This is a genomic window from Streptomyces sp. SS8 (assembly GCF_054072955.1).
This window is the reverse complement of sequence record NZ_JBSVCZ010000004.1, coordinates 228792-252716: the sequence shown is the minus strand read 5'-3', so window position 1 is coordinate 252716 and position 23925 is coordinate 228792. Positions and strand designations below refer to the sequence as shown.

Here is a 23925-nt window from a genome sequence, read left to right as displayed (position 1 = left end):
GCACCGATGGTGGTGCGCGAAACGGCGGCCCCGGGACGCCCGGGCGTCCCGGGGCCCGTCCGCCGCTACACCGCCGTGCCACCCCCGGCCCGCCGGGGCGCGGGCACGGCGGCTCCCGTGCCCGGGGATCCGGGAGCCGTGGGCAGGGCGAGCGCGAGCTCCTCGCGCAGGTCCTCGACCTTCGGATACCCGGCGTACCGTCCGGTGAGCCGGTACATCTCCCGCAGCCGGTCCCAGGTGCGGTGGGAGGAGGTGCTGCCGATGCTGACCAGGGCCAGCCGCGCGTAGCGGTCCGCCTGCTCGGGGTCGTCGGCGATGAAGCAGGCCGAGGCGAGCGAGATGTAGTCGAGGATCTTGGACCGCTCCCGCCCCTTCTCCCGCAGCCGCAGCGCCTCCTTTGCGTGCTTCTCGGCCGTCCTCGCGGCCGAGGGGTCGTGCTCGGCCAGGGTGCGGTACGCCAGTGCCTGCATCCCGTGCAGATCGGCCTCGTCGAACAGCTGCATCCAGCTGGGCGGCGGCACGTCCCCCCGGTCGGAGACGAACAGGTCCTCGGCCCGGCCCAGGGTGCGCCGCATCGCCTGTCCGCGCCCCATCGATGCCTGGGCCCAGGCCTCGATGGTGTGCAGCATCGCGCGGGTGCGCGGCAGGGTCTCCTCGCCGCAGCCGGCCCGGGCCAGTTTCATCAGGTCCAGGGCCTCGTCGGGTTTGCCCAGGTGCACCATCTGGCGCGCGGCCCGGGAGACGGCCTCCCCGGCGCGGGGCCGGTCGCCACCCTCGCGGGCCGCGTGCGCGGCGATGACGAAGTACTTCTGAGCGGTGGGCTCCAGGCCGACGTCGTGGGACATCCAGCCGGCGAGCACCGCCAGGTTGGCCGCCACTCCCCACAGCCGCCGCTGGATGTGCTGCGGGTGGCGGTAGGCGAGCATGCCCCCCACCTCGTTGAGCTGGCCCACCACCGCCTTGCGCTGGAGACCGCCGCCGCGTGCCGCGTCCCAGGCGCGGAAGACCTCCACGGAGTGTTCCAGGGAGTCGACCTCCTCCGAGCCGACGGGCACGGCCTCGTAGCGGTCGGAGGAGGCGGGGACGGCGGGCGGGGCCCCGGCGGACCGGAGGGCGCCCGCCGGGGCCGGGTCGGTCCGGAGCCAGTCGTACAGAGCGCTGCTGAGCGCCGGTCCTGCGGTGAGCGCGGCGCCCGCGCCCACCAAGCCGCGTCGGTTGAGCATGAGGTCCATTCCCGTGAATTCGGTGAGGACCGCGGCGGTCTGCTCGGGGGCCCACGGCAGTCCGTGGACGGACTGCCGTCTGCCTGCCTGCCCCGATCGGCTGAACCCGAGGTCCTCGATGGTCACGACACGGCCGAGTCGCTCGGTGAACAGGGTCGCCAGCACCTTCGGCACCGGATCGCGCGGGGTCTCCCCCATGTCGATCCAGCGCCTCACCCGGGAGGTGTCGGTCGCCAGCTGCGGATGGCCCATGGCCGCCGCCTGCCGGTTCACGCGCCGGGCGAGTTCGCCCTTGGACCAGCCGGTGAGGCCGAACAGGTCCGCCAGGCGGGTGTTGGGTCCCTTGGTCACGTCGAAGCCCCCAGGTTCTCGGCTGCCTCGACAGTAGCCCTCGCCGGTCGCCCCCGAAGGGGCGCGCGGACATTCGCCAGGGTTCGCCAGGGTCCGCCAGATGGTGTGCCACCCGCGCCCGGGTGTGCTGTAGGAACGCGCCATCCCGTCCGGTCCCACGGGCTCCCGCATTCCCCAGGGTGCGGCACGCCCCGGCCGGCCGGGTGGCGCGGCAATCCGTCGGCGCACGAAGGGATCCGGCTCGTCCATGAATCCAACACCGTCTCCCGTGCCGGCCCCGGTCCGGCCGCGTCCGCGACCGCAGCACGGCATGGTCCGCCCCGAGCCGGTGCGCACACCGCCCGCGGTCGCCGGTCTGCCCCGGCCTCGCCGGGCGCCCGGCACGGTGGGCCGGCCGGCCGCCGGGAGACCGGAACCGTCCGGCCCGCAGGACGGGCGGGTGCGCACCGCCATCGCCTCGGTGCACCGGGTCTGCCCGGAGTTCCAGCCGGTACAGGTGCTGCGCCGCGGCGGGCACTCGGTACTGCTGGCGGGCACCGTCGGCCGCGGCACCGCGGTCGCCAAGTGCCTGCTGGACCACTCGCCCGCACAGGTCGAGCGGTTCCGGCACGAGATAGCGGTCTACCGCACCTTCGTACGCCACCGGCCGCCGGTGCGGGTGCCCCGGCTCATCGCGGCCGACCCCGACGGCTGCGTCCTGGTGGCCGAGCGGGCCCCCGGCCGCCCGATGGCGCTCCAGCGGCATCCGCTGGAGCCCCCGTCGCCGGCCGATCTGCGCGCGGTGCTGGGCGCGGTGTCCCGGGTGAACGCCTGGCGGCCGCCCCCGGGACGCTTCGGGACTCCGGTCGACTACGGAGTACGGATCGCCCGCTACCACCGGCTGGGGCTGCTGACGGACCGTGATCTGAGCGATCTGGGCAAGCTGCTCCACGGTCTGGCGCGCAGCGGCGGCCACGCGCAGTTCTGCCACGGCGACGCCCTGCCGTCGAACGTGCTGCTCTCCCCGTCCGGCCCGGTGCTGCTGGACTGGGAGCACGCGGGCTGGTACCTGCCGGGCCACGACCTGGCCACCTTGTGGTCGGTGCTGGGCGACAGCCCGATGGCCCGCCGCCGGATCAGCCGGCTCGCCCAGGCCGGGGGCCGCGACGCGCGGGACGCCTTCCTGGTGAATCTGCTGCTCGTCCTCACCCGGGAGGTCCGCGCCTGCGAGACGGCCGTGCAGCGTGCCATGCGGGACCCGGGACCGGCCCCGGGCTGCGACCGGACCGGTCTGCTGAGCGCCGGCGAGGAGCAGCGGCTGCTGCTGCGCCGTCTGCACGACGACTGCGCGATGGCCCGGCGGGCGGTACGGGCGGCGGTGGGGACCCGCTGACGGTCCGGCCCGCGCGACGCCGCGCGGGCCGGGGCCGGATCCGGTGATCCGGCGGTCCGGGGGCGGAGCGTCACCGGGCTGGACCTGTGACGCCGCGCAGGTCCGGGCCCGCCCCGGGGCGAAGACTCCCCCATATGGCCTCTGACGTGGGAGGATCCGCCGGCGATCCCTTGTCTCCGGGTCGTTGACGGATCGTCGGCCGACCGATACCCCTGTGGGCAGTCCCGTGCCGCTCGGACGCGGCGTACCCCTCAGGAGGCCGTCTTGCCAGGACCCGTCCCCTCCCGCCCGCAGACATCCCCGCGCGGTTTCGTCCGCCGGCGGCTGCGGGTGCTCACCGCGGCCTCGGTCGCCGCCCTGCTGCTGCCACTCCTCCCGGCCACCGCCGACGCCGGCGGGCGGGAGCCGAACTCGCTGCAGGAGGCGTTCTCCCGCGCCGCCGACCGCTACCAGGTGCCCGAGAGCGTGCTGCTGGGGGTGTCGTACCTGCAGTCCCGCTGGGACGGCCACCGCGGCGCGCCCAGCGTCTCGGGCGGTTACGGGCCCATGCACCTGACCGACGCGCGCACCGCCCTGGCCGAGGACCCCCACCACAGCCACGGCTCGGAGGACGCGCGCGGCGACACCGCCCGCGAAACCAGGCGGGCCCACGACGCGCTGCCCGATCCCGCCTCGCTGCCCGGCCGGCTGCGCACCCTGGAACGGGCGGCCGAGCTGACCGGGCTGGACGAGGAGGAGCTGCGGCGGGACCCTGCGGCCAACGTCGCCGGCGGTGCGGCACTGCTGGCCGCGGCACAGCGGGAGCTGGGGCTGCCGCCGAGCGACGACCCCGCCCAGTGGTACGGGGCCGTGGCACGCTACCCGGGCTCCGGGAACGCGCGGGCGGCCCAGGTCTTCGCCGACGAGGTCTTCGACGTGATCCGCGAGGGGCAGCGGCGCACCACCGACTCCGGCCAGCACGTGGTGCTGGAGGGCGACCCGGGCCTGACCCCGGAGACCGCCCAGCTGGACGGCCCGGGGCCGCGCCCGGCCTCCCCGGCGCACGACGAGCGCGTGGAGTGCCCGAAGTCCGTCTCGTGCGAGTGGATCCCGGCGCCGTACGAGGAGTACGCCAACCCCGACGGCTCGCCGAACTACGGCAACCACGACAAGGCCGACCGCCCCGCGTCGCAGAAGATCGACTACATCGTGGTGCACGACACCGAGGCGACCTGGGACACCACCCTGAGCCTGGTGCGGAACCCGAAGTACGTCTCCTGGCACTACTCGCTGCGCGCCTTCGACGGCCACATCGCCCAGCACGTCCCCACCGGGGACGTGGGCTGGCACGCGGGCAACTGGTACGTCAACGCCAAGTCGGTCGGCCTGGAGCACGAGGGCTTCCTGACCGCCCCCGACGCCTGGTACACCGAGGCGATGTACCGCACCTCGGCGCGGCTGGTGCGGTACCTGGCCCACCGGTACGACATCCCGCTGGACCGGCAGCACATCATCGGGCACGACAACGTGCCGGGCGTGACGTCCGCCAACATCCCCGGTATGCACACCGATCCGGGGCCGTACTGGGACTGGCAGCACTACTTCACACTGCTGGGCGCGCCCTTCCACCCCACGGCCGGACCGGGTTCGGAGCTGGTGACCATCCGGCCCGACTACGAGAAGCACCAGCCCCTCTACACCCGCTGCGACGCCTCCGGGCAGCCCTGCCCGCCGCACGGTTCGGGCGCGGTGCGGCTGCACACCGCCCCGAGTGCCGACGCGCCGCTGGTGAAGGACGCCGGGCTGCGGCCGGGCGGCGGCGACTCCACCACCGGCGTCAACGACACCGGCGCCCGCGCCTCGACCGGCCAGCGGTACGCGGTGGCCGAGCGCCGGGGCGAGTGGACGGCGATCTGGTACCTCGGGCGGAAGGCGTGGTTCCACAACCCCGCCGGCGCCCCGACCGCGGTGCCCTCCCGGGGCCTGGTCGTCACCCCGAAGGAGGGCGCGGGAGCGGTGCCCGTGTACGGCCGCGCCTACCCGGAGGCCTCCGCCTACCCCGAGGGCATCCCGGCCCAGGCGATCTCGCCGCTGCCGTACACGGTGGAGGCGGGCCAGGCGTACGCGCTGGGGCTGCGGACGAAGGGCGAGTACTACTACGCCAGGACCTTCGACCCCGCGAACCACGTGGTGGTCCGCGGCGAGGAGGAGTACTACCAGATCCAGCTCGGGCACCGGGTGGCCTTCGTCAAGGCCGCCGACGTCACGGTGCGGCCGGCCCGGCGGTGAGGTGACGGCCGCCGGACACAGGGCACAGGGGAGGGGCGCTCCCGGGAGCGCCCCTCCCCTTCCGTGTCCCTCGCCGCCGTGTCCCTGGATTCCCCGGCCGTCCGCGCCACCGGTGCGTCAGCGCTGGAACAGCTCCGCGGGCAGCGGCTTCAGCAGCTGGTAGAGGTCCTCGGTGATCGGCCGGTCCCAGCTGGCGATGGTGACCAGCACGCCGTCGCTGCGGTCGAACTGGACGCAGGAGATCCGGCTCTCCGAGCAGATGACCCGCCGCACGATCAGGAGGTTGTCGTCCAGCATCACCGGGCTCTCCTCCGTCCCGGTGACGGTGACCTCCTCGTCGTTCTCCAGCGCCGCCAGCAACTGTGCGACCTCGAACGGGATCTGCCCCTCGGCCGTCTCGCGGGCCGGGGAGCCCTCCGGCAGGTTCCCGATGACCATGGCCGGTCCGCGTCCGCCGAACAGGTCGTAGCGCAGGAAGACGCCCTGGCAGCTTCCGTCCGGCGCGGGCAGCAGCCCGGCTCCGAGGTTGCCCGGCCAGTCCCCGGGGTCCATGGCCAGCACGTCGAAGTCGGGTCCGGCGGGTGTGGCGGCACTGCGGCGGCGGAGAAAGGACATGCGGCCATGGTACGGGCCCGGTGCCGCCGCGGGCCCGAAGGCCCGTACCCCTGCCGTACGGCGGCGGGGCCGGGCTCCCGCCGCCGTCCGAGGGTCCGCGCCGGGGCCGCCCGGTGACGGCCGACGCCGCCCGCACACACTCCCCGTACCGGAGGAAGCACGGAGCGTCCCCGGCACTCTTGACCGGCAACTGCCTTTGTCCAAAGGTGTGTTGGCGTATGCGCCCGTCATTCTCGCCATCGTGTCCACCACCTCGCTCACCGTTCGCCAGGGAGGCGTCATGCCCGTGACCGAAGCCGGCGCATCCGGGGACACCGCCGGGCGGGAGGGTCTGCTGCGGCGGACGGCCCGCCTGGAGATACCTTTCCCCGGCGCCGTCAGCCCCGCCGTCGGCGAGGCCAGGCTCCACACCCTCCGGTGGCTCGGGGACTTCGGACTGCTCACCGGGGAAGCGGCGCTGGAGGAGTACGACGCCCTGCGGCTGGAGCGGGCGATGGCCCGCTTCTACCCCCGGGCCGCGGACGAGGACCTGATACTGGCCACCGACGTCAACGGCTGGTTCTTCGTCTTCGACGACCGGCTGGACGGGCCTTCGGGGCGGCGGCCGCACGATGTCTCCCGCCTCGTGGACCGCCTGGTCCGCGTCATGGACGGGCGGCGACCGCCGTCCGGCGTCCCCGCGGACCCGCTGGTCGAGGGCTTCCGCGACCTGTGGCACCGGGTCAACGAGGGGGTGCCGCCGGTGTGGCGGGACCGCTTCCGCGGGCACTGGCACGGCTATCTGCTGGCCCACCGCCGGGAGGCCCTCAACCGCTCCGGGGCACGGCTGCCCACGGTGGAGGAGTTCCTGGAGGCCAGACGGCACACCATCGGCATACAGCCCTGCCTGGACCTGGCCGAACGCTGCGGCCGCTACACCCTGCCGTCCGAGCTGCACGGCGGCCGTCCGCTGAGGGAGATGCGGCGGATCACCGACGACGTGGCGATCTTCGTCAACGACATCGTCTCGCTGGACAAGGAACTGGCCGCCGGCGACGTGAACAACACCGTCGTCCTCCTGCGGCACGGCACCGGCCGCCCGCTTCCGGACTGCGTGCGCGAGGTCAGCGCCGCCGCCAACGGGCGGGTCGCCCGCTTCCGGGAGCTCGCCGCGCGACTGCCCGGCCTGCTGGAGGCCGCGGGCACACCCCGTAGGACACGAGCACATGTGGAGGACTACGTCGACGGCATGCGCAACGTGATGCGGGGCAACCTCGACTGGTCCCTGGAGAGCCGGCGCTACGACGACGCCGGGGTCGCCGCCGTCAGCGGCGGGCGCCTGCGCCCGTGGGCCCGCCCGCCGGGGGCGGGTGCGCCGGAGCACGGGGCCGGAACCGGGGCCGGGGCCGCGGATACGGTGCGGACATGACGGATGCGGCGGAGCGGACGGACGACGGGACGACGGTCGACCTCTGGCGCGCGGGCCTGACCCGCGTTCCCGAACAGGTGTGGGAGCGCCGGGAGACGCGTGTGCTGATCCTCGCGGACAACGCGCTCACCGGCCTCCCGCCGCTAATCGGCCGGCTGCGGCGCCTGCGCACCCTCGACCTCGGCCACAACGCGTTCACCTCCCTGCCCGAGGAGATCGGGGAGCTGACGGGGCTGGACGGCTGCCTCTACCTCCACGACAACCGGCTCACCGCGCTGCCGCGCTCGCTGGGGCGGCTGCGCTCGCTGACGTATCTGAACGTCGGCGACAACCCGCTGGGCGCGCTGCCCGAGGAGATCGGCGGCATGGCGGGGCTGGTGGAGCTGCGGGCCCAGCGGTGCGGGCTGCGGGAGCTGCCGGCCTCACTCGGGCGGCTCACCGAGCTGCGGGAGCTGTGGCTGCGCGGCAACGCCCTGGCGTCGCTGCCCGCCTCCCTCTCCCGGCTGCGGGAGCTGCGCGAGGTGGAACTGCGCGAGAACGCCCTGGAGGAGGTGCCCGATGCGCTGCGCGGCCTGCCGCGGCTGCGCCGCCTGGACCTGCGGGGCAACCGGCTGCGCACGGTGCCGCGCTGGCTGGGGCGGGAGCTGCCCGCGCTGGAGAAGCTGGATCTGCGCTGGAACGGGGCGGCGGTCGATCCGGGGCTGGTGGAGGAGCTGGAGCGGCGCGGCTGCGTGGTGCTCCGTTAGGGCGCGGCCCGCCGGGAACTCCCGTCCGCCGTGCCGCGGGGGTTGACGGACGGCCCGGTCGGGAAGAAGGTTCCAGCGTTCTCCCGATCCGCTGAAAGATACTTTCCCGAAGGGGCGCGGCATGACAGGTTCGGCACGGGATCGCACACCGGGCCCGGCGCCCGCTTCCGGCACCGGGGCGGGCGGGGGCATCGGCCGGCGGCAGCTCGGCCTGAGGGCGCTCGCGCTCGGCGGCGGCCTGGTTCTGGCCTCGGCGCCCGTCGCGGCGGCCCGCGCCCGGGGCGGGCACGCCCTCGCCGCCGGCGGGCGAGCGCCCGTCCTGCGGCGCGGCTCCGCGCGGCGGGCCGGACTGCTGGAGCCGCATCTGCGGCGTCTGATGGAGGACGCGCGGACCTTCCTGGGCCCCTCCCCCGAGCATCCCTGGTACGCGGGCGCGGTCCTGCTGGCCGGACGCGGCGGCACCGTCGCCCTCCACGAGGCCATCGGCCACGCGGTGCGCTACTCGGCCTACGACGAGGCCACCGGCACCGGCATCGAACTCCCCGCCGGCGAACAGGTCCCCGCCACCCCGGAGACCGTCTACGACCTGGCCTCCGTCTCCAAGCTGTTCACCGCGATCCTGGCCGTGCGGCAGATCGAGCGCGGCGCCCTGGAGCTGGAGGGCGCTGTCGCCTCCTACCTGCCGGAGTTCGGTGCGGCGGGCAAGGGCGGGATCACCGTGCTGCATCTGCTCACCCACACCTCCGGGCTGGCCGCCTGGCTCCCGCTGTACGCCGAGCCCACCGGGGAGGACCGGCTGCGGCGGCTGTGGCGGGAGGTGCCCCTGGACCCGCCGGGCACGGTGTACCGCTACTCCGACCTCAATCTGATCACCCTTCAGCTCGTGCTGGAGCGGGTCACCGGCAAAGGGCTGGACACGCTGCTGCGCGAGGACGTCACCGGACCGCTGGGCATGCGGTGGACCCGCTACAACCCGCCCGCCTCCTGGAAGCCGCGCATCGCCGCCACCGAGGACGCCCGCCGCCCCTGGTCTGGCCTGGACCGGGGCATGGTGCACGGCGAGGTCCACGACGAGAACGCGTACGCCTTCGGCGGTGTGGCCGGCCACGCCGGGGTCTTCTCCTGCGCCTGGGACCTGGCCGTGCTGTGCCGCGCCCTGCTCAGCGGCGGCGCGTACGGCGGCGCCCGCGTCCTGGAGCCGGAGTCGGTGGACCTGCTCTTCCGCGACTTCAACACCGCCTTCCCCGGCGACGAGCACGGCCTCGGTTTCGAGCTGTACCAGCACTGGTTCATGGGCGCCATGGCCACCCCCCGCACCGCCGGCCACACCGGCTTCACCGGCACCTGCCTGGTACTCGACCCGACCACCGACACCTTCCTGGTGCTGCTGGGCAACTCCGTCCATCCGGTGCGCACCTGGCGCTCCGGCAGCGCACCGCGCGTGGCCGCCGCCACCCACCTGGCCCGGGCCGTGCCGGTACGCCCGGCCGCCGGGCGTCAGGCCTGGTTCTCGGGGATGGCGAGCGGCGCCTCGGCCGTGCTCGCCCTGCCCGAGGTGGCGCTCGGCGACGGCACGGAAGGGGGCGCGGGCGGCGGTACGGGCGCCCGGCTGAGCTTCTCGGTGTGGTGGGACACCGAGCGCACCTTCGACGTCCTGAGCCTGGAAGCCTCCGGCGACGGCGGCGGCACATGGAAGCCGGTGCCGTTCACCACCTCCCGTCCCGGCCAGGCCCCGGTGGAGCGCCCGGAGGGTGCGCTGCACGGCTTCTCCGGACGCGTCTGGCACCGGGCGCTGGCGGACCTGGACGCCTGGCGCGGCCGGGCGGTGCGGCTGCGCTGGCGGTACACCACCGACGCCCGCTACGTGGGACGCGGCGCGTACGTCGACGGCATCCGGATCGAGGACGGCGGGCGCACGGTGTTCGACGACTCACGGCGCCGGGACGCCGGCCGTGTCACCGCCGACGGCTGGTCGCTCTCCGCCGACTGACACCCCGTCACGGCCGCCCGGCCGCCCGTCAGGCGATGTGCACGGTGGCCAGGTCGGCGAGTCCCGAGACGGTGAGAACGGGGTCCAGCAGCGGCGGGGCGATCAGTTCCAGACGGTCGGCGTGGGCGAACAGCGCCGCCAGCCCGGCGCTGTCCAGGTAGTCCACGGCGGTGAGGTCCACCACCAGCCGTCCGCCGCCGTCGGCACCGGCGTCGGCGGCCCGGTCCACCGCGGCCCGGAACTCGCCGACGTTGCTCATGTCGATCTCGCCCTCGGCCACGAGCACCGGGGTGCCGTCGGGACGCCGCTGGTCGGTCAGTGTCAGGGGGGTGGTCAACGTGTGATCCTCACATGCATGTCAACGGTGGTTCCGGTCTCGTCGGTGACGATGTCGACCTGGTCCATGAGCGCGTGGATCAGGATCAGGCCGCGGCCGCGGTGGGCGTTGGCCTCGGGCTGCGGGTGCTTCCAGCTCCCGGTGTCGGTGACGGTCAGGTGCAGTTCGTCCGCGGCTGCGACGGCCCTCAGGCGCACGACGCGGCCGGGGTTGTCGCGGTGGCCGTGCTCGATGGCGTTGGCGCAGGCCTCCCCCGCCGCGACCAGGACCGCCTGCGTCAGACGCGGTCCGGCGTCCAGCCGCTCCAGCCAGTCGCGCAGGGCGCCGCGGACGCGGGCGAGCCGGGCGGACTCGGCGGGGAAGGCCACCTCCAGGGGCGCGGGGTGGCGGTAGAGCAGCAGCGCCATGTCGTCGTCGTAGCCGCCGGCCGGTTCCAGGCCGGTGCGGATGTCGTCGGCCAGTTTCTCCAGGTCCGCGCCGCGCCCGCGCCGGGCGGCGGCCGAGGCCTCGGCGATGCCCGCGTGCAGCGGGCGGCTGCGGCGCTCGATCAGGCCGTCGGTGTACAGCAGCAGGACGGAGGCCGGCGGCATGGTGCGCGTTCCCGTGGGCCTCGGACGCCCCGGCCGCACCGCCAGGGGGATGGAGCGGCCCTGGTCGAGCAGTTCGGTGGTGCCGTCCGGACGGGTCAGGATGCCCGGCGGGTGGCCGGCGCTGCTGTAGGCCAGCCGGCCGGTCGCGGGGTCGAGCACACCGCAGAAGACGGTGGCGCACAGCGCGCCGGGGATCAGGGCGGCGAACCGGTCGAGTGCGCTCAGCACCTGGGCCGGGTCGGCGAACTGCAGCAGCAGGGCCCGGCAGGCGCTGCGCAGCTGGCCCATGACGGTGGCCGCCTCCAGGCCGCGGCCGACGCAGTCGCCGACGACGATGCCGATGCGGCCGTCGGGCAGCTCGACGGTGTCGTACCAGTCCCCGCCGACCTCCAGGGGCCGGGCGGCGGGCTCGTAGCGGACGGCGAACCCCGCCGGGAGGCGGTCGGGGCCGAGGATGGCCCGCTGAAGGGCCAGGGCGGTCTCGCGCTGCTGTTCGAAGGCGTGGACGCGTTGCAGCATCTGCCCGAGGTAGCCGCCCAGCACGGCCAGCAGGGTGTGGTCCTCGCCGATGAAGGGACGCTCCGCACTGGCCTCGACCCACAGCGCCAGCGGCCCCCCGGGATGCTCCAGGGTGATGCCGATTCCGGCCGGTTCGGCGGTGGCCACCGGGTGCAGGGGGTTGCGGCCGCGCAGTGACTCGACGGCCCCGCGCACCGGGTCGCCCGGCCGGCCCCACGCGGTGGCGGGCACCGCGGCGGCCGGCCGGGGGGCCGGGTCCGGGCCGTCCCAGGTGACGGCCAGCGCGCGGGGAGCCCGCCACACCCCGCGCAGTTCGTCCAGCGCGGCCCGCAGGGCCTCGGGGACGCTTCCGGCCTCGGACAGCCGTACGCTCAGCGCCGCCAGGGCGGTCTCGCGCTGGGCGGTGAGGCGTTCGGCGGTGACGTCGCGGAAGGTGCCGACCACCATGCGCCTGCCGGTGTCGGGGTCGCGGACCTCGTTGAAGGAGGCGTACACCCACAGCCGGTGCCCGTCGCGGTGCCTGACGGGGGTGACGTAGCTGCCCTTCCGCTCGCCGACGACCTGGGCGAAGGCCCTCTCGATGACCCGGTGGGCCTCGGGGTCGGTCTCCTCGCCCGGCCACCAGGGGTGCTTGGGCTGGTAGGGGAGGTCCTCCGGGCCGTAGCCGAGCACGTCGGTGAAGGCGGAGTTGATCTCGACGACGGTGCCCTCCTCGTCGCAGACGAAGAACGCCTCCTGGAGCGAGTCGACCAGGGCGGTGCGCCACTGCGCATGGTGGTTGCGCAGCCGCGACAGCTTCACGGCCGCCCTCACCCGCGCCAGCAGCTCCGCGGCGGAGAAGGGCTTGACCAGGTAGTCGTCGGCTCCCGCCTCCAGCCCTTCGATGGACGCCTCCTGGCCGGCCCGGGCCGACAGCAGCAGCACCGGCACGGAGGCGGTGCGGGAGTCGGCACGCAGCGCCGCCACCAGCTCCAGGCCGCCCATCCGGGGCATCATCACATCGCTGACGACCATGTCCGGGGCGTCGGCGCGGACCGCCTCCAGGGCCGCCCGCCCGTCGGCCACCGTCGTCACCCGGTAGCCGGGGGCCAGGATCCGCCGCAGGTACTCGCGCATGTCGGCGTTGTCGTCGGCGACCAGCACCCGGGCCCGCGCCGGTCCGGGGGCCGGCGGTACGGGCCCGTCCCGCCCGGTGTCCCCTCCCTCGTCCTCCTCGTCCTCCTCGTCCGGCAGCCACCGCAGCGCCTCCTGGAGGTACGGGTCCGCGGCGGACGCCGGGAACGGCTCGGCGCCCCGGACCGCCGAACCGGCCGGCAGATGTGCCGTCCCGAAGGGCAGGCGGACGGTGAAGACGGTGCCCTCGCCCTCGGTGCTGTCGGCGGTGATGGTGCCGCCGTGCAGACCGACCAGTTCCTTCACCATCGCCAGTCCGATGCCGCTGCCCTCGTTCGAGCGCGCGCGGACGTTCTCGATGCGGTGGAACCGCTCGAACAGCCGCGGCAGCTCGCCGCGGGGCACCCCGATACCGGTGTCGGACACACGCAGCACCGCCTGTCCGTCCTCGGCGCGCAGCGTCACACCGATGGAGCCGTCGAAGGTGAACTTCAGCGCGTTGCTCAGCAGGTTGAGGACCACCTTCTCCCACATGTCGCGGTCGATGTGGACCGGCTCGGGCAGCGCGGGGCAGTCCACCTCGAAGTCCAGGCCGGCCCGCTCCACCGCCGAGCGGAAGACGCTGGCGAGCCCCGTGGTGACGGCCGCCAGGTCCACCGGTTCGAAACCGGCCCGCATCCTCCCGGCCTCGATGCGGGAGAAGTCCAGCAGGGTGTTGACGAGCTTGCCCATGCGCAACGCGTTGCGGCGGATGACCTCCAGCTCCTCGCCGACCCGTCCGCCGGTTCCGGCGAGCTGTCCGCGCAGCTCCTCCAGCGGCCCCGTGATCAGCGTCAGCGGGGTGCGGAACTCGTGGCTGATGTTGGAGAAGAACGCGGTCTTGGCACGGTCCAGCTCGGCGAGCTCCTCGGCCCTGCGCTGCTGGACCTCGTACGCCACGGCTCCGTTGACCAGTGCGGCGGTCTGCCGGGCCACCAGGTCCAGAAAGGCCCGGTAGCCGTCGTCCAGGACGCGCCCGGCACTGGCGGCCAGGACGATCGCCCCGACCGGCCCCGTCCCGGTCTCGCCCGGCAGCGGCAGGACCACCGCCTGGGTCGGCGGCCTCTCCCATCCTCCGGACGGCAGCCGCCCGAACCGTGGCACGACGTCCTCGACGACCACCGGCTCGCCGGTGGCCAGCACCTGCTCCAGGGGCCAGTCCCCGGGGCCCTGGGGCAGGGGCCGCAGGGCTGTGCCCGGCGGGCTGACGGCGGCCAGGACCGGCTCACCGCAGGAGTCGCGCAGATGGACCGCGGCGAACGGCACGTCCCGCTGCGCGCGACCCAGCACCCCGGCGACCAGCCGGCACGCCTCCCCCACGCTGCGGGCGGTGCCCGCCTGGGCGCCCAGATCCCGCAGCACGGCGAGCCGCCGCTCGCCCACGACGCGCTCGGTGGTCTCGTTGCACGCGGTGAACACCCCCCGTACCCGGCCGTCGTCGTCGTGCAGCGGACTGTAGGAGTACGTCCAGTACGACTCCTCCAGATAGCCGTGCCGCTCCATACTCAGCAGCAGGTCCTCCGACCAGGTGGCCTGCCCGGTCTCCGTCACCGACCGCAGCATCGGGCCGATCACGTCCCAGATCTCGCCCCACACCTGCCTGCCCGGCCTGCCCAGCCCGGGGTGCTTGTCGCCCAGCAGTGGAAGATAGGCGTCGTTGTACAGCAGCCGCAGGTCCTCGCCCCACCACAGGAACATGGGGTAGCGGGAGGTCAGGCAGATGCGGCAGGCCGTACGCAGGCTCGCCGGCCAGCCGGCCGGGTCGCCCATCGGAGTGCTCGCCCAGTCGAAGGCGCGCATCCTTTCGGCCATCTCGCCGTTCCCGGGGAAGAGCAGTTCCGGCGGCCCGGCCCCGTCAGCGTCGCCCATCGCCTCCGCCCTCCTCGCCCGCCGTGTGCCCCGCGGTCCCGCGGTCCCGCGGTCTCCCGCCACCGATGCGCATATCCACTGGTACGGCGAGGATGCGCCGCAACCGGTCCCGTAGGATAAACGCGGCCGGGGCACGGCCCGTGGCGCGGCCGGGTCGCGGGGTTCACCCGATCCGTGAGCGGGCAGTCGATCAGCGTCCGCGCGGGGAGTCCCTCCCCGGTCCCGGCGCCGTCCCGCCTCTCGGGCCGTGCCGAGTGGACGACCGGACCGACCAGCGCGTACAGGAGAACGGGTGCCCGACCGAGATCTGACCGTCACGCTGCGCTCCCACCCCGCAGGCCCCTGTCTGCTGGAGGTGTCCGGCGAGCTGGACCACCACACCGCCGACCGGATGCGCCAGGCGCTCAACGAGCTGCCCCGCGACCGCGGAACCGCGGTCGTCGTCGACCTGTCCGGCCTGGTCTACTGCGACTCCAGCGGCATCACCGTCCTGATCACCGCCTACCACCTCACCCAGTCCGTGGGCGGCAGCCTGGCGCTGGCCGGTCTGGACGACGACATCATGCGTGTCTTCGGGATCGTCGGGCTGGACCAGATCTTCGACTTCTACGGCAGCGTCGAGGAGGCGGTGGCGGCCCTCACCGGGTGATCCCCGTCCCGGCCGGCGTCGGCTCCGGGACCGGTCCACGGGCCGCTGAGCACCCCCTGGTGCCCGAAGAGCGGCGAAGTGCCGGGACGCGGCGGCGGACCGGCCACGGCCCGGGCGCCGGCGCCCATACCGTGGGTCCACACCGGAAGCCGCCCGGGGGAGCCGGCCCGCTCCCCGGGCGGGGCCGCCGTGCCGCCGGGGCTCCCCGCGCGGCGCGCCCCGGCGGCACGGCGGCCGAGTTCCGCCGCGTCCCCGGGCCGCTCGTGCGGCTCCTTGGCCAGCAGGTCGAGGATGATCCGCTCCAGGTCCCCGGGCAGGTCGGGACGGAGTTCGCCCGGCGGGCGGGGGGCGGTCTCGCGGTGGCCGACGAGGACGCCCCAGGTGTCCTCCAGGTCGAAGGGCGGGACGCCGGTGGCCATCTCGTACAGCACGCAGCCGAGCGAGTACAGGTCGCTGCGGTGGTCGAGGTGGGCTCCGGCTATCTGCTCGGGCGACATGTAGTGCGGGGTGCCCATGGGAAAGCCGCCGCTGGTTCCGGCGGACCCCGACAGAGGGGCCGTGCCGCGGTCGGGCCGGGCGATGCCGAAGTCGCAGATCTTCACGGTGCCGTCGGCGGTGCGCATCACGTTGGCGGGTTTGAGGTCGCGGTGGACGATGCCCCGGCCGTGGGTGTAGGCGAGGGCGTCGGCCATCTGCTCGGCGATGTCGAAGATGTCGGGCACGGGCAGCGGCCGCCGTCCGCCCAGTTCCAGCAGCCGGCCGAGGTCGTGCCCGTTCAGCAGTTCCATCACCAGGTAGAGCACTCCGTCGTGCTCTCCGAAGTCGTGGACGACGGTCACGCCGCGGTGCTGGAGCGAGGCGGCGACGCGCGCCTCGCGGCGGAAGCGCTCACGCAGCGCCCCGATCGCGCGCGGGTCGTCCCGGCCGGCCGGCGGCTTGAGGCACTTGACGGCGACCTCGCGGTCCAGCGACTCGTCGTGCGAGCGCCACACCTGTCCCATGCCGCCGCGTCCGACGAGGTCCAGCAGCCGGTACCGGCCCTGGATCAGTGTGTCCTGCCTCATCGCGCAGCCGCCCCCTCTCGCCCTGCCGCCCCCCGGCCCGTCCAGTATGGGCCCTTCCCCGGCCGGCCGGTAAGGCGGTGGTCCGGTGCCGGGGCGCGCGGGGTTTCGGTACCGGCCCCGCGGCAACTGCGGACCGGGACGGTTCGCCCGGAACCCGCCGGGCGAGTCCGGCCGGTCCGCCCACCTCCAGGAGGCGCCGATGTCCCGACCCGTGCCCCTGCGTGTACGCGGTACCCGGGCGGGCTTCAGGCAGCTCGCCCGGCTGCGCCACGCCCCCGCCTTCCACCCCGACGGTCTGACCTGCTCCGGTGAGCTGGTGATGCCCGGTCCCGCCGGGGCCGCCTGGGGCGTCCCCTGGCTGGACGGGCTGGGCCGGTACGAGTGCCTGGTGCGGCTGTCCCGGGGCGCGGGCCTGCCGCGGCCGCTGCCCGACTGGCTCGGGCTCGCCGTCCGGGCGCTGGACGCGGGCGGCCCCGGCCGGCCCGTCGACCTGCTGCTGACCAGCAGCGCCCGGCCTCCCGTACTGCGCCGGCTGCCACTGCCGCGCGGCGACGCGCTGGGCGGCCCGTACAGCAGTCTGCTCACCTACCGGGTCGGCGGGCGCGGCATGGTGCTGGCCGCCTTTCCGCGCCGCCGGCTGCGCCCGGTCCACGGCAGTCCCCCGGCTCTGCGGCGGGCGCTCGCCGGCAGCCCGCTGGTGTTCGACCTGCGGGCCGCCGAGCCGCTGGGCCGGTGGCGGACCTTCGCGGTGCTCACCGTCCGCTCGCCGCTGCCGGAAGCGTCCCGCTCCACCCCGGGCTTCGACGTCCACCGCAACAGCCTGCCGGAGCTGGCGCCGGGCACGGCCTTCGCGGCGGTGCGGCCGGCCGCGTACGAGGGGTCCCGGGAGGGCCGCGCCTGAGGAAGCGTCACCCGCTTCGTTTCCGTCCGGAAAGCGGGGGTACTCCGTACCGGCCGTCAACCGACCCCGAGTGGAGATGATGACGATGGCCAGCACAGGTCCGAGGGCGGCGGGCACGGCGCGCCGCGCACCGGTGAGCACCGCTGCCATGGCGGTGTCCTTGGTCTTCCTGCTGGTGGGGATCCTGGGGTTCATCCCGGGCATCACCACGGACTACGGCGACATGCAGTTCGCGGGGCACGAGTCGCAGGCCCAGTTGCTCGGCCTCTTCCAGGTCTCGATCCTGCACAATCTGGTGCACCTCGCCTTCGGTGCCGTCGGCCTGGCCATGGCCCGGAGCGTCGCCGGGGCCAAGGCGTTCCTGATCGGCGGCGGTGTGATCTACCTGCTGCTGTGGCTCTACGGGCTGATCGTCGACAAGGACAGCGGCGCGAACTTCGTGCCTCTGAACTCGGCCGACGACTGGCTCCACTTCGTGCTGGGGGTGGGCATGATCGCTCTCGGCGCGGTCCTGGGCGGCCGCCGCACCACGACCGCCGCCTGATTCCGGCCGTCCGTCCGGGCCCCGTCCCGGTGGAGACGATGAAGAACGTGAGGAGGCTCCGCCATGCAGCTCGCGCCGCCCCCGGGAGCCGCCGAGCTCCTCTTCGTCGGCAACGCCACCCTCCTGATCCGCTACGGCGAACTGAAGCTGCTGACCGATCCCAACTTCCTCCACCGCGGTCAGTACGCCTACCTGGGCAAGGGGCTGCTGTCCCGGCGGCTGAGGGAGCCCGCCCTGCGGGTGGAGGACCTCCCTCCGGACCTGGACGCGGTGGTGCTGTCCCATCTGCACGGCGACCACTGGGACCGGATCGCCCGCCGCAGCCTGCCCCGCTCCCTGCCGATCGTCACCACCCCGCACGCCTCGCGGCGGCTGCAGGGGCTGCACGGGTTCAGCCGCGCCACGGGCCTGCCCACCTGGCACGACCACGTGCTGGTGCGCGGCGGCAGCCAGGTGCGGATCACGGCGCTGCCCGGCCGCCACGGTCCCGGCCCGGTGGACTTCCTGCTGCCGCCGGTGATGGGCAGCCTGCTGGAGTTCGGCGACCCGGGAGGGACGGTACGGCTGCGGCTGTACATCTCCGGCGACACCCTGATGTTCCCCGGCGTCCACGAGATCGCGCGTCTGTGCCCGGACATCCACCTGGCGGTGATCCATCTGGGCGGCACCACCCTCCCCGGAGGACTGCTGGCGACCATGGACGCCCTGCAGGGCGCCGATCTCGTCTCCGTGCTGCGTCCGCGCCGCGTGCTGCCGGTGCACTACGACGACTACACCGTCATGAAATCCCCCTTGTCGGACTTCCTCCGGGAGGCGGAGCGGCCCGGTTTCCCCTCCGGCGTGCTGCACTGCCCGCGGGGGGAGCGGGTGACCGTCGACGCCGCCGGCCCGGTCGAGGCCGGCGCGGCGGGGCCGGGGCGGCCCTGAGGATCCGAGGGCCCCGGAAAGGACCGGGACAGCCGAGAGGAAGGCCCACAAGGTGCCGAGCGCGAACACGATCACAGCCCAGCACGTACGGGAGCTGCTCAGCTCCTCCGATCCCGATCCCCGGCTGGTCCTCCTGGAGGGCCACCCGCGGGTGGTGCCCGCCGCCGAGGCCGGTGCCGACCGCTACCGCGGAGCCGTGGAGGTCGTCTCCCGCGACGACCTCACCGACCGGATCGGCCCGGGGACGCCCTCGGAGCGGGACCTGGAGGCGCTGGCCTCCAGGCTGCAGACCGTGGTCTCCGAGCTGGGCGGCTGAGGGACTCCGTCCGTGCGCGTCCCGTCCGCAGCTCAGGCGGGCGGGACGCGTACGGCCAGTGCCAGTGTGTCGTCGGGGTGCAGGATGACCGTGTGCATGTCCTCGGCGATGGCGCCGGGGACCTCCGTGATGGGCCTGTCGGCGTGGCGGCGGGACGCCTCGATCAGCCGCTTCTCGCCCTCGCGCGGGTCCTTGCGGCTCTCGGTGAGGCCGTCGGTGTAGAGGATGAGCATGTCCCCGGGCCCCATCCGGGTGTGCAGCAGGCGCTCGCTGCCCGGCAGCGGATAGCCGATGCCCCGGCCGCGTACCTCCAGGTACTCGGGCTCGCCTCCGGCCGGCAGCAGCAGCGCCGGCGGGTGACTGCCGTTGGCCAGGAACAGGTCGCCGGTGGCCGGGTTGATCCGGGCGAGCAGCACGGTGGACATCAGCTCGCTGTCGAAGGGCATCAGGATCTCGGCGGTCCGGGCGATGATCGACTCCAGCGGATGCCCTTCCAGCGCCAGGGTCCGTACCGCGTGGGTGACGTTGAGCGCGCCGCGCGTGCTGGTCACACCGTGGCCGAGGGCGTCGACGACGGTGATGTGGACGGTGCCGTCGGGGAGCTGGAGCCAGTCGTACAGGTCTCCGCCGGTGGGCGCGTCGGTGCCGGCCGGCGCGTAGTGGACGGCCATCTCCAGGCCGTCGACCTCGATGGGCGCGGGCCGCAGCGCGTCCTCCAGCTCGCGCAGGGTCTGGCCGTGGGCCTTGCGCAGCTGCTCGTCGCGCTCCTCCAGCTGGACGTAGAGGGCGAGGGTGCCCCGGTTGGTCTCGGCGAGTTCGTGCTTGAGCCGCCGGTGCTCGGCGGTGAGGGCGTCCAGGCGGGCCAGCGCCGCGCGCAGTTCCTGCTCCACCGCGTGGATCTCCGATGTGGGGCAGCCGTTCCCGGTCTCCGGTCCGCCGCCGTTGCGGGCGGGCGGGACCGTGCCCGCCTCGCCGCCGCTGCCGCCGTCACCGTGCCGGCCGGGCAGCGGCATGCGCCAGGTGGCCGAACCCCCGGAGGCGAACTGGGCGGGGAGGGGAAGGTCGGCGATGCCGTCACGGTCGGCCGTCAGATCGCTGAGGGTGACGAGCGTGACGACGAGCTGTCCCGGCGATTCGCAGCCGGACGGCTCGGTGTACGCCTCCAGCCGTACCGGCCGCCCCGCCGCGATCTCGGTGCGCGCCAGCTCCACCGCGGACATCACCAGCCGGGCCCTGGTCTCCACCGGCAGCCGGTGGACGCGCGCGATGCCGCGTACCGCGTGCCGCAGGCTCGGCAGCGTGTGGTGGTGGGAAGTGGTGTTGTCGGTCATGGAACCTCTGGGCCGCTCAGGCCGCTTGGACGGTGAGCACGGTGGCGTCGTCGCGGACTCGCCGGTGCATGTGGGCCAGGGACGCCGCCAGCAGGGGCGGTGGAAGCCGCAGCAGAAAGGTGGGCGGGCTGTGCGACCAGCGGGACTCGATGCCGTCGCTGTGCAGGACGACCGCGGCTCCCCGTGCCAGGGGCACGGTGCGCGGCCGGGGGGTGGGGACGTTCCAGCCCACGATGCCGGGCTGGCCGGCCATCCGGTGGGCCACCTCCCCGCCCGAGAGCACAGTGGCGCGGATGTTGCCCGTGCCGCAGTACTCGGCACGGCCGGGGTGCAGCCGCACCACGCCCGCCGCCGCGCCGCGGGTGTGGCGCAGCGAGCGGTGCAGCGAGGTCAGGATCTCGGCCAGGGGGCGTTCGGGTGCGGTGTGGAAGGCGCGCAGGGCCGAGCGGGCCGCCTCGGCGGCCGCGGCCCCGTGTCCCAGCCCGTCGACGACGAGGCCGGTGAGGGCGTCGCCGGTCTCGGCCACGGCGCAGGCGTCGCCGCAGTGCTTCTCGCCGTGGGCCGGCAGGCACACCGATCCGACGCCGTACCGGGCCTTCCGCTGCCCGCCGGGAGCGGACAGCCGGGCGTTGACCAGGGTGCCCGAGCCCGGCTGGGTGCGGATGGTGAACTCGGTGGCGATCCGGCGGACCGCGCCCAGCCCCGCTCCGAGGGAGCCGGTGGTGGTGTAGCCGTCGGCCATCGAGCGGTCCAGGTCGCGGATGCCGGGTCCGCGGTCGACGGCGGTGATCTCCACCCCGTCGCCCCGGAGCGTCGGCTGTACGTACACCGTTCCGTCGGCGGCGTGCTTGATCTGGTTGCTGGCCAGTTCGCTGGCGATGACGGCCGCCTGGTCGGGCATGGCCCCGGGCAGCCCGCACCGCTGTGCGCAGCCGCGCGCGGCCGAGGCCGCCACGTGGATCGCGCTCTCGTGGTCGATGCGGATCTCTTCGGTCAGGCCCTCCGCGGCGGGGGACGTCCGGCTCACTGCGTGTTCCAGCGGGTCACACTGATGGTGGTGCCCCGGCCCGCTTCGGTGTGCACCTCGAACTCGTGCATGAGGCGGCGCGCGCCTCCCAGTCCGTGCCCCAGGCCGGAGCCGGTGGTGAAGCCGTCGGCCAGCGCCGCCTCCAGATCGGGGATGCCGGGCCCCTCGTCCCTGACGGTCAGCCGCACGCCCCGGCGTCCGGAGTTCCTGGGGAACTCGATGGTCACCGTGCCGCCCCCGCCGTGGATGTAGGCGTTGCGCGCCAGTTCGCTGGCGGCGGTGACGACGCGGGTCTGGTCGACGAGCCCGAAGCCGGTCTCGACGGTGGCGGCCCGTACCGCGTGCCGGACCGTGATGAGGTCCTCGTCGGTACGGACCGGGTAGGTGGCCCCGGCGCTCACGGCGCCGCCGCCTCCCTCGACGGGGGCCGCCGGGACGCCCATCGTCCTTTCACCCGAGAGTTTCACGCCGGGTCACCCCTTCCGGGGGCCGCGGGGCATGGTGCCAGCCCAGTGCGGCCATCCCCTGCTCCGCGTTGAGTGCGGTCTCCACTCCGGTGAGCTGCAGGCCCAGCTCGACGAGGGTGATCGCCACGGGCGGCCGCATGCCGGCCACGATCACCCGGGCGCCCAGCAGCCGGGCCATGGTACTCAGCTCGGTCAGGGTGCGCGCCACGAACGAGTCGATGATCTCCAGCCGGGAGATGTCGATGAGGACTCCCGTGGCCCGCTCGGCGGCGATGCGCTCGGTCAGCTCGTCGGCGAAGACGGTGGCCGTCTTGTCGTCGAGCTCGTTGATGAGCCCGGTGACCAGTACGTCACCGAGCCTGAGGATGGGGATGTCCATGGACTGGCGGCCGGTCATCGGTTCGTCGTCGTCCCTGTGGCCGGTGAGGCCTGTCCCGTCATGTCGACCGCCGCGGCCAGGGCGTCGGCGAGGGTGGCGCGGGTGAGGATGGTGGACAGGTCGATGCCCAGCTGGGCGATGGTCTGCGCGATGGAGGGCCGCACGCCGCTGATGAAGCAGTCGGCGCCCATCAGGCGCACCGCGTTGACGGTCTGCATCAGGTGCTGGGCGACGGCGGTGTCGACCGTGGGCACACCGGTGATGTCGATGATCGCCACCCGGGCGTCATGGGTCTGGATGGACTGCAGGAGGTTCTCCATCACCACCTGGGTGCGCGCGGTGTCCAGGGTGCCGATCAGCGGCACGGCCAGGATCCGCTTCCACAGGTGGACCACGGGGGTGGACAGTTCCAGCAGCTGGCGGCTCTGCCGCTGGATGATCTCCTCGCGGCGCTCCACATAGGCGTTGAAGGACAGGGCCGCGGCCTCGTCCAGCAGCCGGTTGATCGTCAGGGCCGCCGGGAACAGCTCCCGCGGATCGCGGTTGTCGCGCTCCACGGCTTCCAGCAGGGCGTCCTTGAGCGCCAGGATGGCCAGGGACGTGGCCGTCGGAGTCGCGCCGCTGCGCTCCCTGCGCAGGGACAGCTCCATCACCGCGTCGCGCAGTTCGTGGTGGGCGTCGACCACGTTCTCCATGCCGTAGTCGCTGTTGAGGGCTCCGCCCAGCAGGACGAGGAGCGCGTCGGCCTCCTCGCGCAGTTCGCCCTCGTCCATCCCGATCGCCGCACGTTCCTGCTGCAACTGCACCCACCGGTCGGCGATCTCGTCGCCGCGCTCGCGGATTGCGGTTGTCAACCGGTCTCGTACGGCTGCGTCGCTGGCGTTCACTGACAAGCCCTCTCACAGTCGTTCGTCGCCGGCCCACGCCCGTGACGTCGGCATCCGGCTGGATGTGCGGGGTGGCGGGACAGCACCGTTCACCCCTTTTGTTGCCGTCCGGCAAATGTTAGCAGCGGCCGCGGAGCCTGTCGGCCCCAACTGACGGGGCGTCAGGGCATGGTGGAACCCACCGGCCTCTGACGGGACCTTCCCGGAAACCGGCCCTCAATGCATCCCCGATCGATTGTTTCCATTTGACAACTGTGTCCGCCGCGCAACAATCTTTCCCTGTCGCACCCGCCCCGACCGGCCACCACGCCAGGATTCCCCCGCGGTGCGGCGCTCCGCGGCGGCCACGAGGTGTGTGATGTATCGGTGAGGCAGAATGGCGACGCACATGCCCCCCAGGGCGGCGGCCTCACGCCGATCTCACCCCTCCGCCCGCCCCGGCCTCCCGGCGTCTGGGCAGCGTCTCCTCCACCGCCGCCCGGAACCCCCGCAGCCCCTCGGCGAGCGCCTTGCGCGCCACGGGCGACATCGCCGCCATGGCCGTAGCCAACGCCTCCTCCCGCAGGACGCGCAGGTCCCGCAGGTACGTCCTGCCCCGGCCGGTCAGCCTCAGTTCGAGTTCCCGCCGGCTCGCCGGACTGGGAGCGCGTTCCACGAACCCGACCGCCTGCAGCCGGTCGCACAGCCTGCTGACCGACGACGGGGCGGAACCCAGCGCCTCGCTGAGCGTGCGCAGATTGATGCCCTCATCGCGGTCGAGGGTGTACAGGACCCTCAGCTGGGAGGCGGAGACGGGCACGGGCGACGCGGCCTCCCGGCCCCGCTCCCACAGCACTTCCAGGAGCTCTATCACCTCGGACGCGGCATGGGCCGCCTCTGCGGAGGGGCGCTGGGAGGGTCCGGAATTCACGACCATAACTGTGACACTCCGCGTCTGCATTGTCAGCCCGAGCTCCGAACGGCACTTAACTTCCCATATCGGATTTTTCTGCG

General features: G+C 74.1%; 20 protein-coding genes and 1 pseudogene. 10 read left to right on the top strand and 11 right to left on the bottom strand.

The features are described 5' to 3' along the window. Positions 1-65: 65 nt before the first annotated feature. Positions 66-1574 (bottom strand): DNA-binding protein NsdB, encoded by a 1509-nt coding sequence (locus ACW69E_RS06450; RefSeq protein WP_457497203.1) that lies wholly within the window; start codon positions 1572-1574, stop codon positions 66-68. Between the two features lie 247 nt (positions 1575-1821). Here ACW69E_RS06450 and ACW69E_RS06445 point away from each other — a divergent pair, with 247 nt between their 5' ends. Together ACW69E_RS06445 and ACW69E_RS06440 are read left to right on the top strand one after the other, a co-directional pair. Beyond that, entirely contained in the window at positions 1822-2946 is a 1125-nt protein-coding gene (locus tag ACW69E_RS06445) for an aminoglycoside phosphotransferase family protein (protein WP_457497202.1), read from the top strand. A gap of 330 nt (positions 2947-3276) precedes the next feature. After that, positions 3277-5214: an N-acetylmuramoyl-L-alanine amidase gene (locus ACW69E_RS06440; protein ID WP_457497230.1), complete on the top strand. Its 1938-nt coding sequence runs from the start codon at positions 3277-3279 to the stop codon at positions 5212-5214. A gap of 117 nt (positions 5215-5331) precedes the next feature. Here the strand turns inward: ACW69E_RS06440 and ACW69E_RS06435 are convergent, their stop codons facing one another. After that, positions 5332-5829 (bottom strand): hypothetical protein, encoded by a 498-nt coding sequence (locus ACW69E_RS06435; protein ID WP_457497201.1) that lies wholly within the window; start codon positions 5827-5829, stop codon positions 5332-5334. Between the two features lie 280 nt (positions 5830-6109). On the opposite strand from ACW69E_RS06435, the gene ACW69E_RS06430 reads away from it, so the two are divergent. From ACW69E_RS06430 to ACW69E_RS06420, 3 genes are all read left to right on the top strand, one after another. Then, complete coding sequence (locus tag ACW69E_RS06430) at positions 6110-7237, top strand: isoafricanol synthase (RefSeq protein ID WP_457497200.1); 1128 nt, start codon at positions 6110-6112, stop codon at positions 7235-7237. Continuing rightward, positions 7234-7983: a leucine-rich repeat domain-containing protein gene (locus ACW69E_RS06425; RefSeq protein ID WP_457497199.1), complete on the top strand. Its 750-nt coding sequence runs from the start codon at positions 7234-7236 to the stop codon at positions 7981-7983. The genes ACW69E_RS06430 and ACW69E_RS06425 overlap by 4 nt, the downstream gene beginning before the upstream one ends. A 121-nt stretch (positions 7984-8104) precedes the next feature. Next, positions 8105-9973: a serine hydrolase gene (locus ACW69E_RS06420; RefSeq protein WP_457497198.1), complete on the top strand. Its 1869-nt coding sequence runs from the start codon at positions 8105-8107 to the stop codon at positions 9971-9973. A gap of 28 nt (positions 9974-10001) precedes the next feature. On the opposite strand, the gene ACW69E_RS06415 is transcribed toward ACW69E_RS06420, so the two are convergent. Both ACW69E_RS06415 and ACW69E_RS06410 read right to left on the bottom strand, forming a co-directional pair. After that, complete coding sequence (locus tag ACW69E_RS06415; protein WP_457497197.1) at positions 10002-10310, bottom strand: STAS domain-containing protein; 309 nt, start codon at positions 10308-10310, stop codon at positions 10002-10004. Continuing rightward, positions 10307-14440, bottom strand: a complete 4134-nt coding sequence (locus ACW69E_RS06410; protein WP_457497196.1) for a SpoIIE family protein phosphatase — start codon at positions 14438-14440, stop codon at positions 10307-10309. The genes ACW69E_RS06415 and ACW69E_RS06410 overlap by 4 nt, the downstream gene beginning before the upstream one ends. Before the next feature lie 292 nt (positions 14441-14732). Here ACW69E_RS06410 and ACW69E_RS06405 point away from each other — a divergent pair, with 292 nt between their 5' ends. Next, entirely contained in the window at positions 14733-15089 is a 357-nt protein-coding gene (locus ACW69E_RS06405; RefSeq protein WP_457497195.1) for an STAS domain-containing protein, read from the top strand. On the opposite strand, the pseudogene ACW69E_RS06400 reads toward ACW69E_RS06405, so the two are convergent. Beyond that, positions 15053-16153 (bottom strand): annotated as a pseudogene (locus ACW69E_RS06400) (serine/threonine-protein kinase); the annotation flags it as partial. The gene ACW69E_RS06405 and the pseudogene ACW69E_RS06400 sit on opposite strands and share 37 nt — an antisense overlap. A 199-nt stretch (positions 16154-16352) precedes the next feature. Here ACW69E_RS06400 and ACW69E_RS06395 point away from each other — a divergent pair. The 4 genes from ACW69E_RS06395 (at position 16353) to ACW69E_RS06380 (ending at position 18841) form a co-directional block, all read left to right on the top strand. Beyond that, positions 16353-17054, top strand: a complete 702-nt coding sequence (locus ACW69E_RS06395; RefSeq protein WP_457497194.1) for a phosphodiesterase — start codon at positions 16353-16355, stop codon at positions 17052-17054. Positions 17055-17139: 85 nt separating this feature from the next. Next, positions 17140-17598, top strand: coding sequence for a DUF4383 domain-containing protein (locus tag ACW69E_RS06390; protein WP_457497193.1), 459 nt, complete (start codon positions 17140-17142; stop codon positions 17596-17598). A 63-nt stretch (positions 17599-17661) separates the two neighbouring features. After that, the gene (locus tag ACW69E_RS06385) at positions 17662-18525 is read left to right on the top strand and encodes an MBL fold metallo-hydrolase (protein WP_457497192.1); all 864 of its coding nucleotides are present in this window, start codon (positions 17662-17664) and stop codon (positions 18523-18525) included. A 52-nt stretch (positions 18526-18577) separates the two neighbouring features. Beyond that, the gene (locus tag ACW69E_RS06380; protein WP_457497191.1) at positions 18578-18841 is read left to right on the top strand and encodes a hypothetical protein; all 264 of its coding nucleotides are present in this window, start codon (positions 18578-18580) and stop codon (positions 18839-18841) included. Positions 18842-18873: 32 nt separating this feature from the next. Here the strand turns inward: ACW69E_RS06380 and ACW69E_RS06375 are convergent, their stop codons facing one another. From ACW69E_RS06375 to ACW69E_RS06350, 6 genes are all read right to left on the bottom strand, one after another. Continuing rightward, positions 18874-20172 carry a PP2C family protein-serine/threonine phosphatase gene (locus tag ACW69E_RS06375; RefSeq protein ID WP_457497190.1) on the bottom strand — a complete coding sequence of 433 codons (1299 nt, stop codon included), beginning with the start codon at positions 20170-20172 and terminating at the stop codon, positions 18874-18876. 16 nt (positions 20173-20188) lie between these two features. After that, on the bottom strand, positions 20189-21199 hold the full coding sequence (locus tag ACW69E_RS06370; RefSeq protein ID WP_457497189.1) for a SpoIIE family protein phosphatase: 1011 nt from the start codon (positions 21197-21199) through the stop codon (positions 20189-20191). Continuing rightward, complete coding sequence (locus tag ACW69E_RS06365; protein ID WP_457497188.1) at positions 21196-21642, bottom strand: anti-sigma regulatory factor; 447 nt, start codon at positions 21640-21642, stop codon at positions 21196-21198. Before ACW69E_RS06365 ends, ACW69E_RS06370 begins: the two co-directional genes overlap by 4 nt. Positions 21643-21649: 7 nt before the next feature. Next, the gene (locus tag ACW69E_RS06360) at positions 21650-22063 is read right to left on the bottom strand and encodes an STAS domain-containing protein (RefSeq protein WP_165869426.1); all 414 of its coding nucleotides are present in this window, start codon (positions 22061-22063) and stop codon (positions 21650-21652) included. Next, a complete protein-coding gene (locus tag ACW69E_RS06355; protein WP_457497187.1) occupies positions 22060-22932 on the bottom strand; it encodes an STAS domain-containing protein in 873 nt (290 codons plus the stop codon). Before ACW69E_RS06355 ends, ACW69E_RS06360 begins: the two co-directional genes overlap by 4 nt. A 409-nt stretch (positions 22933-23341) precedes the next feature. Beyond that, positions 23342-23848 (bottom strand): MarR family winged helix-turn-helix transcriptional regulator, encoded by a 507-nt coding sequence (locus tag ACW69E_RS06350; RefSeq protein WP_457497186.1) that lies wholly within the window; start codon positions 23846-23848, stop codon positions 23342-23344. Between the last annotated feature and the right edge of the window lie 77 nt (positions 23849-23925).

Excerpts from the sequence above, each read along its gene's own strand:
- ACW69E_RS06390 (WP_457497193.1), top strand. The coding sequence starts at position 17,140 with ATGGCCAGCACAGGTCCGAGGGCGGCGGGCACGGCGCGCCGCGCACCG.
- ACW69E_RS06410 (WP_457497196.1), bottom strand. The coding sequence starts at position 14,440 with ATGGGCGACGCTGACGGGGCCGGGCCGCCGGAACTGCTCTTCCCCGGG.
- ACW69E_RS06375 (WP_457497190.1), bottom strand. The coding sequence starts at position 20,172 with ATGACCGACAACACCACTTCCCACCACCACACGCTGCCGAGCCTGCGG.
- ACW69E_RS06445 (WP_457497202.1), top strand. The coding sequence starts at position 1,822 with ATGAATCCAACACCGTCTCCCGTGCCGGCCCCGGTCCGGCCGCGTCCG.
- ACW69E_RS06385 (WP_457497192.1), top strand. The coding sequence starts at position 17,662 with ATGCAGCTCGCGCCGCCCCCGGGAGCCGCCGAGCTCCTCTTCGTCGGC.
- ACW69E_RS06435 (WP_457497201.1), bottom strand. The coding sequence starts at position 5,829 with ATGTCCTTTCTCCGCCGCCGCAGTGCCGCCACACCCGCCGGACCCGAC.
- ACW69E_RS06430 (WP_457497200.1), top strand. The coding sequence starts at position 6,110 with ATGCCCGTGACCGAAGCCGGCGCATCCGGGGACACCGCCGGGCGGGAG.
- ACW69E_RS06420 (WP_457497198.1), top strand. The coding sequence starts at position 8,105 with ATGACAGGTTCGGCACGGGATCGCACACCGGGCCCGGCGCCCGCTTCC.
- ACW69E_RS06350 (WP_457497186.1), bottom strand. The coding sequence starts at position 23,848 with ATGGTCGTGAATTCCGGACCCTCCCAGCGCCCCTCCGCAGAGGCGGCC.
- ACW69E_RS06360 (WP_165869426.1), bottom strand. The coding sequence starts at position 22,063 with ATGACCGGCCGCCAGTCCATGGACATCCCCATCCTCAGGCTCGGTGAC.
- ACW69E_RS06395 (WP_457497194.1), top strand. The coding sequence starts at position 16,353 with ATGTCCCGACCCGTGCCCCTGCGTGTACGCGGTACCCGGGCGGGCTTC.
- ACW69E_RS06425 (WP_457497199.1), top strand. The coding sequence starts at position 7,234 with ATGACGGATGCGGCGGAGCGGACGGACGACGGGACGACGGTCGACCTC.
- ACW69E_RS06365 (WP_457497188.1), bottom strand. The coding sequence starts at position 21,642 with ATGGGCGTCCCGGCGGCCCCCGTCGAGGGAGGCGGCGGCGCCGTGAGC.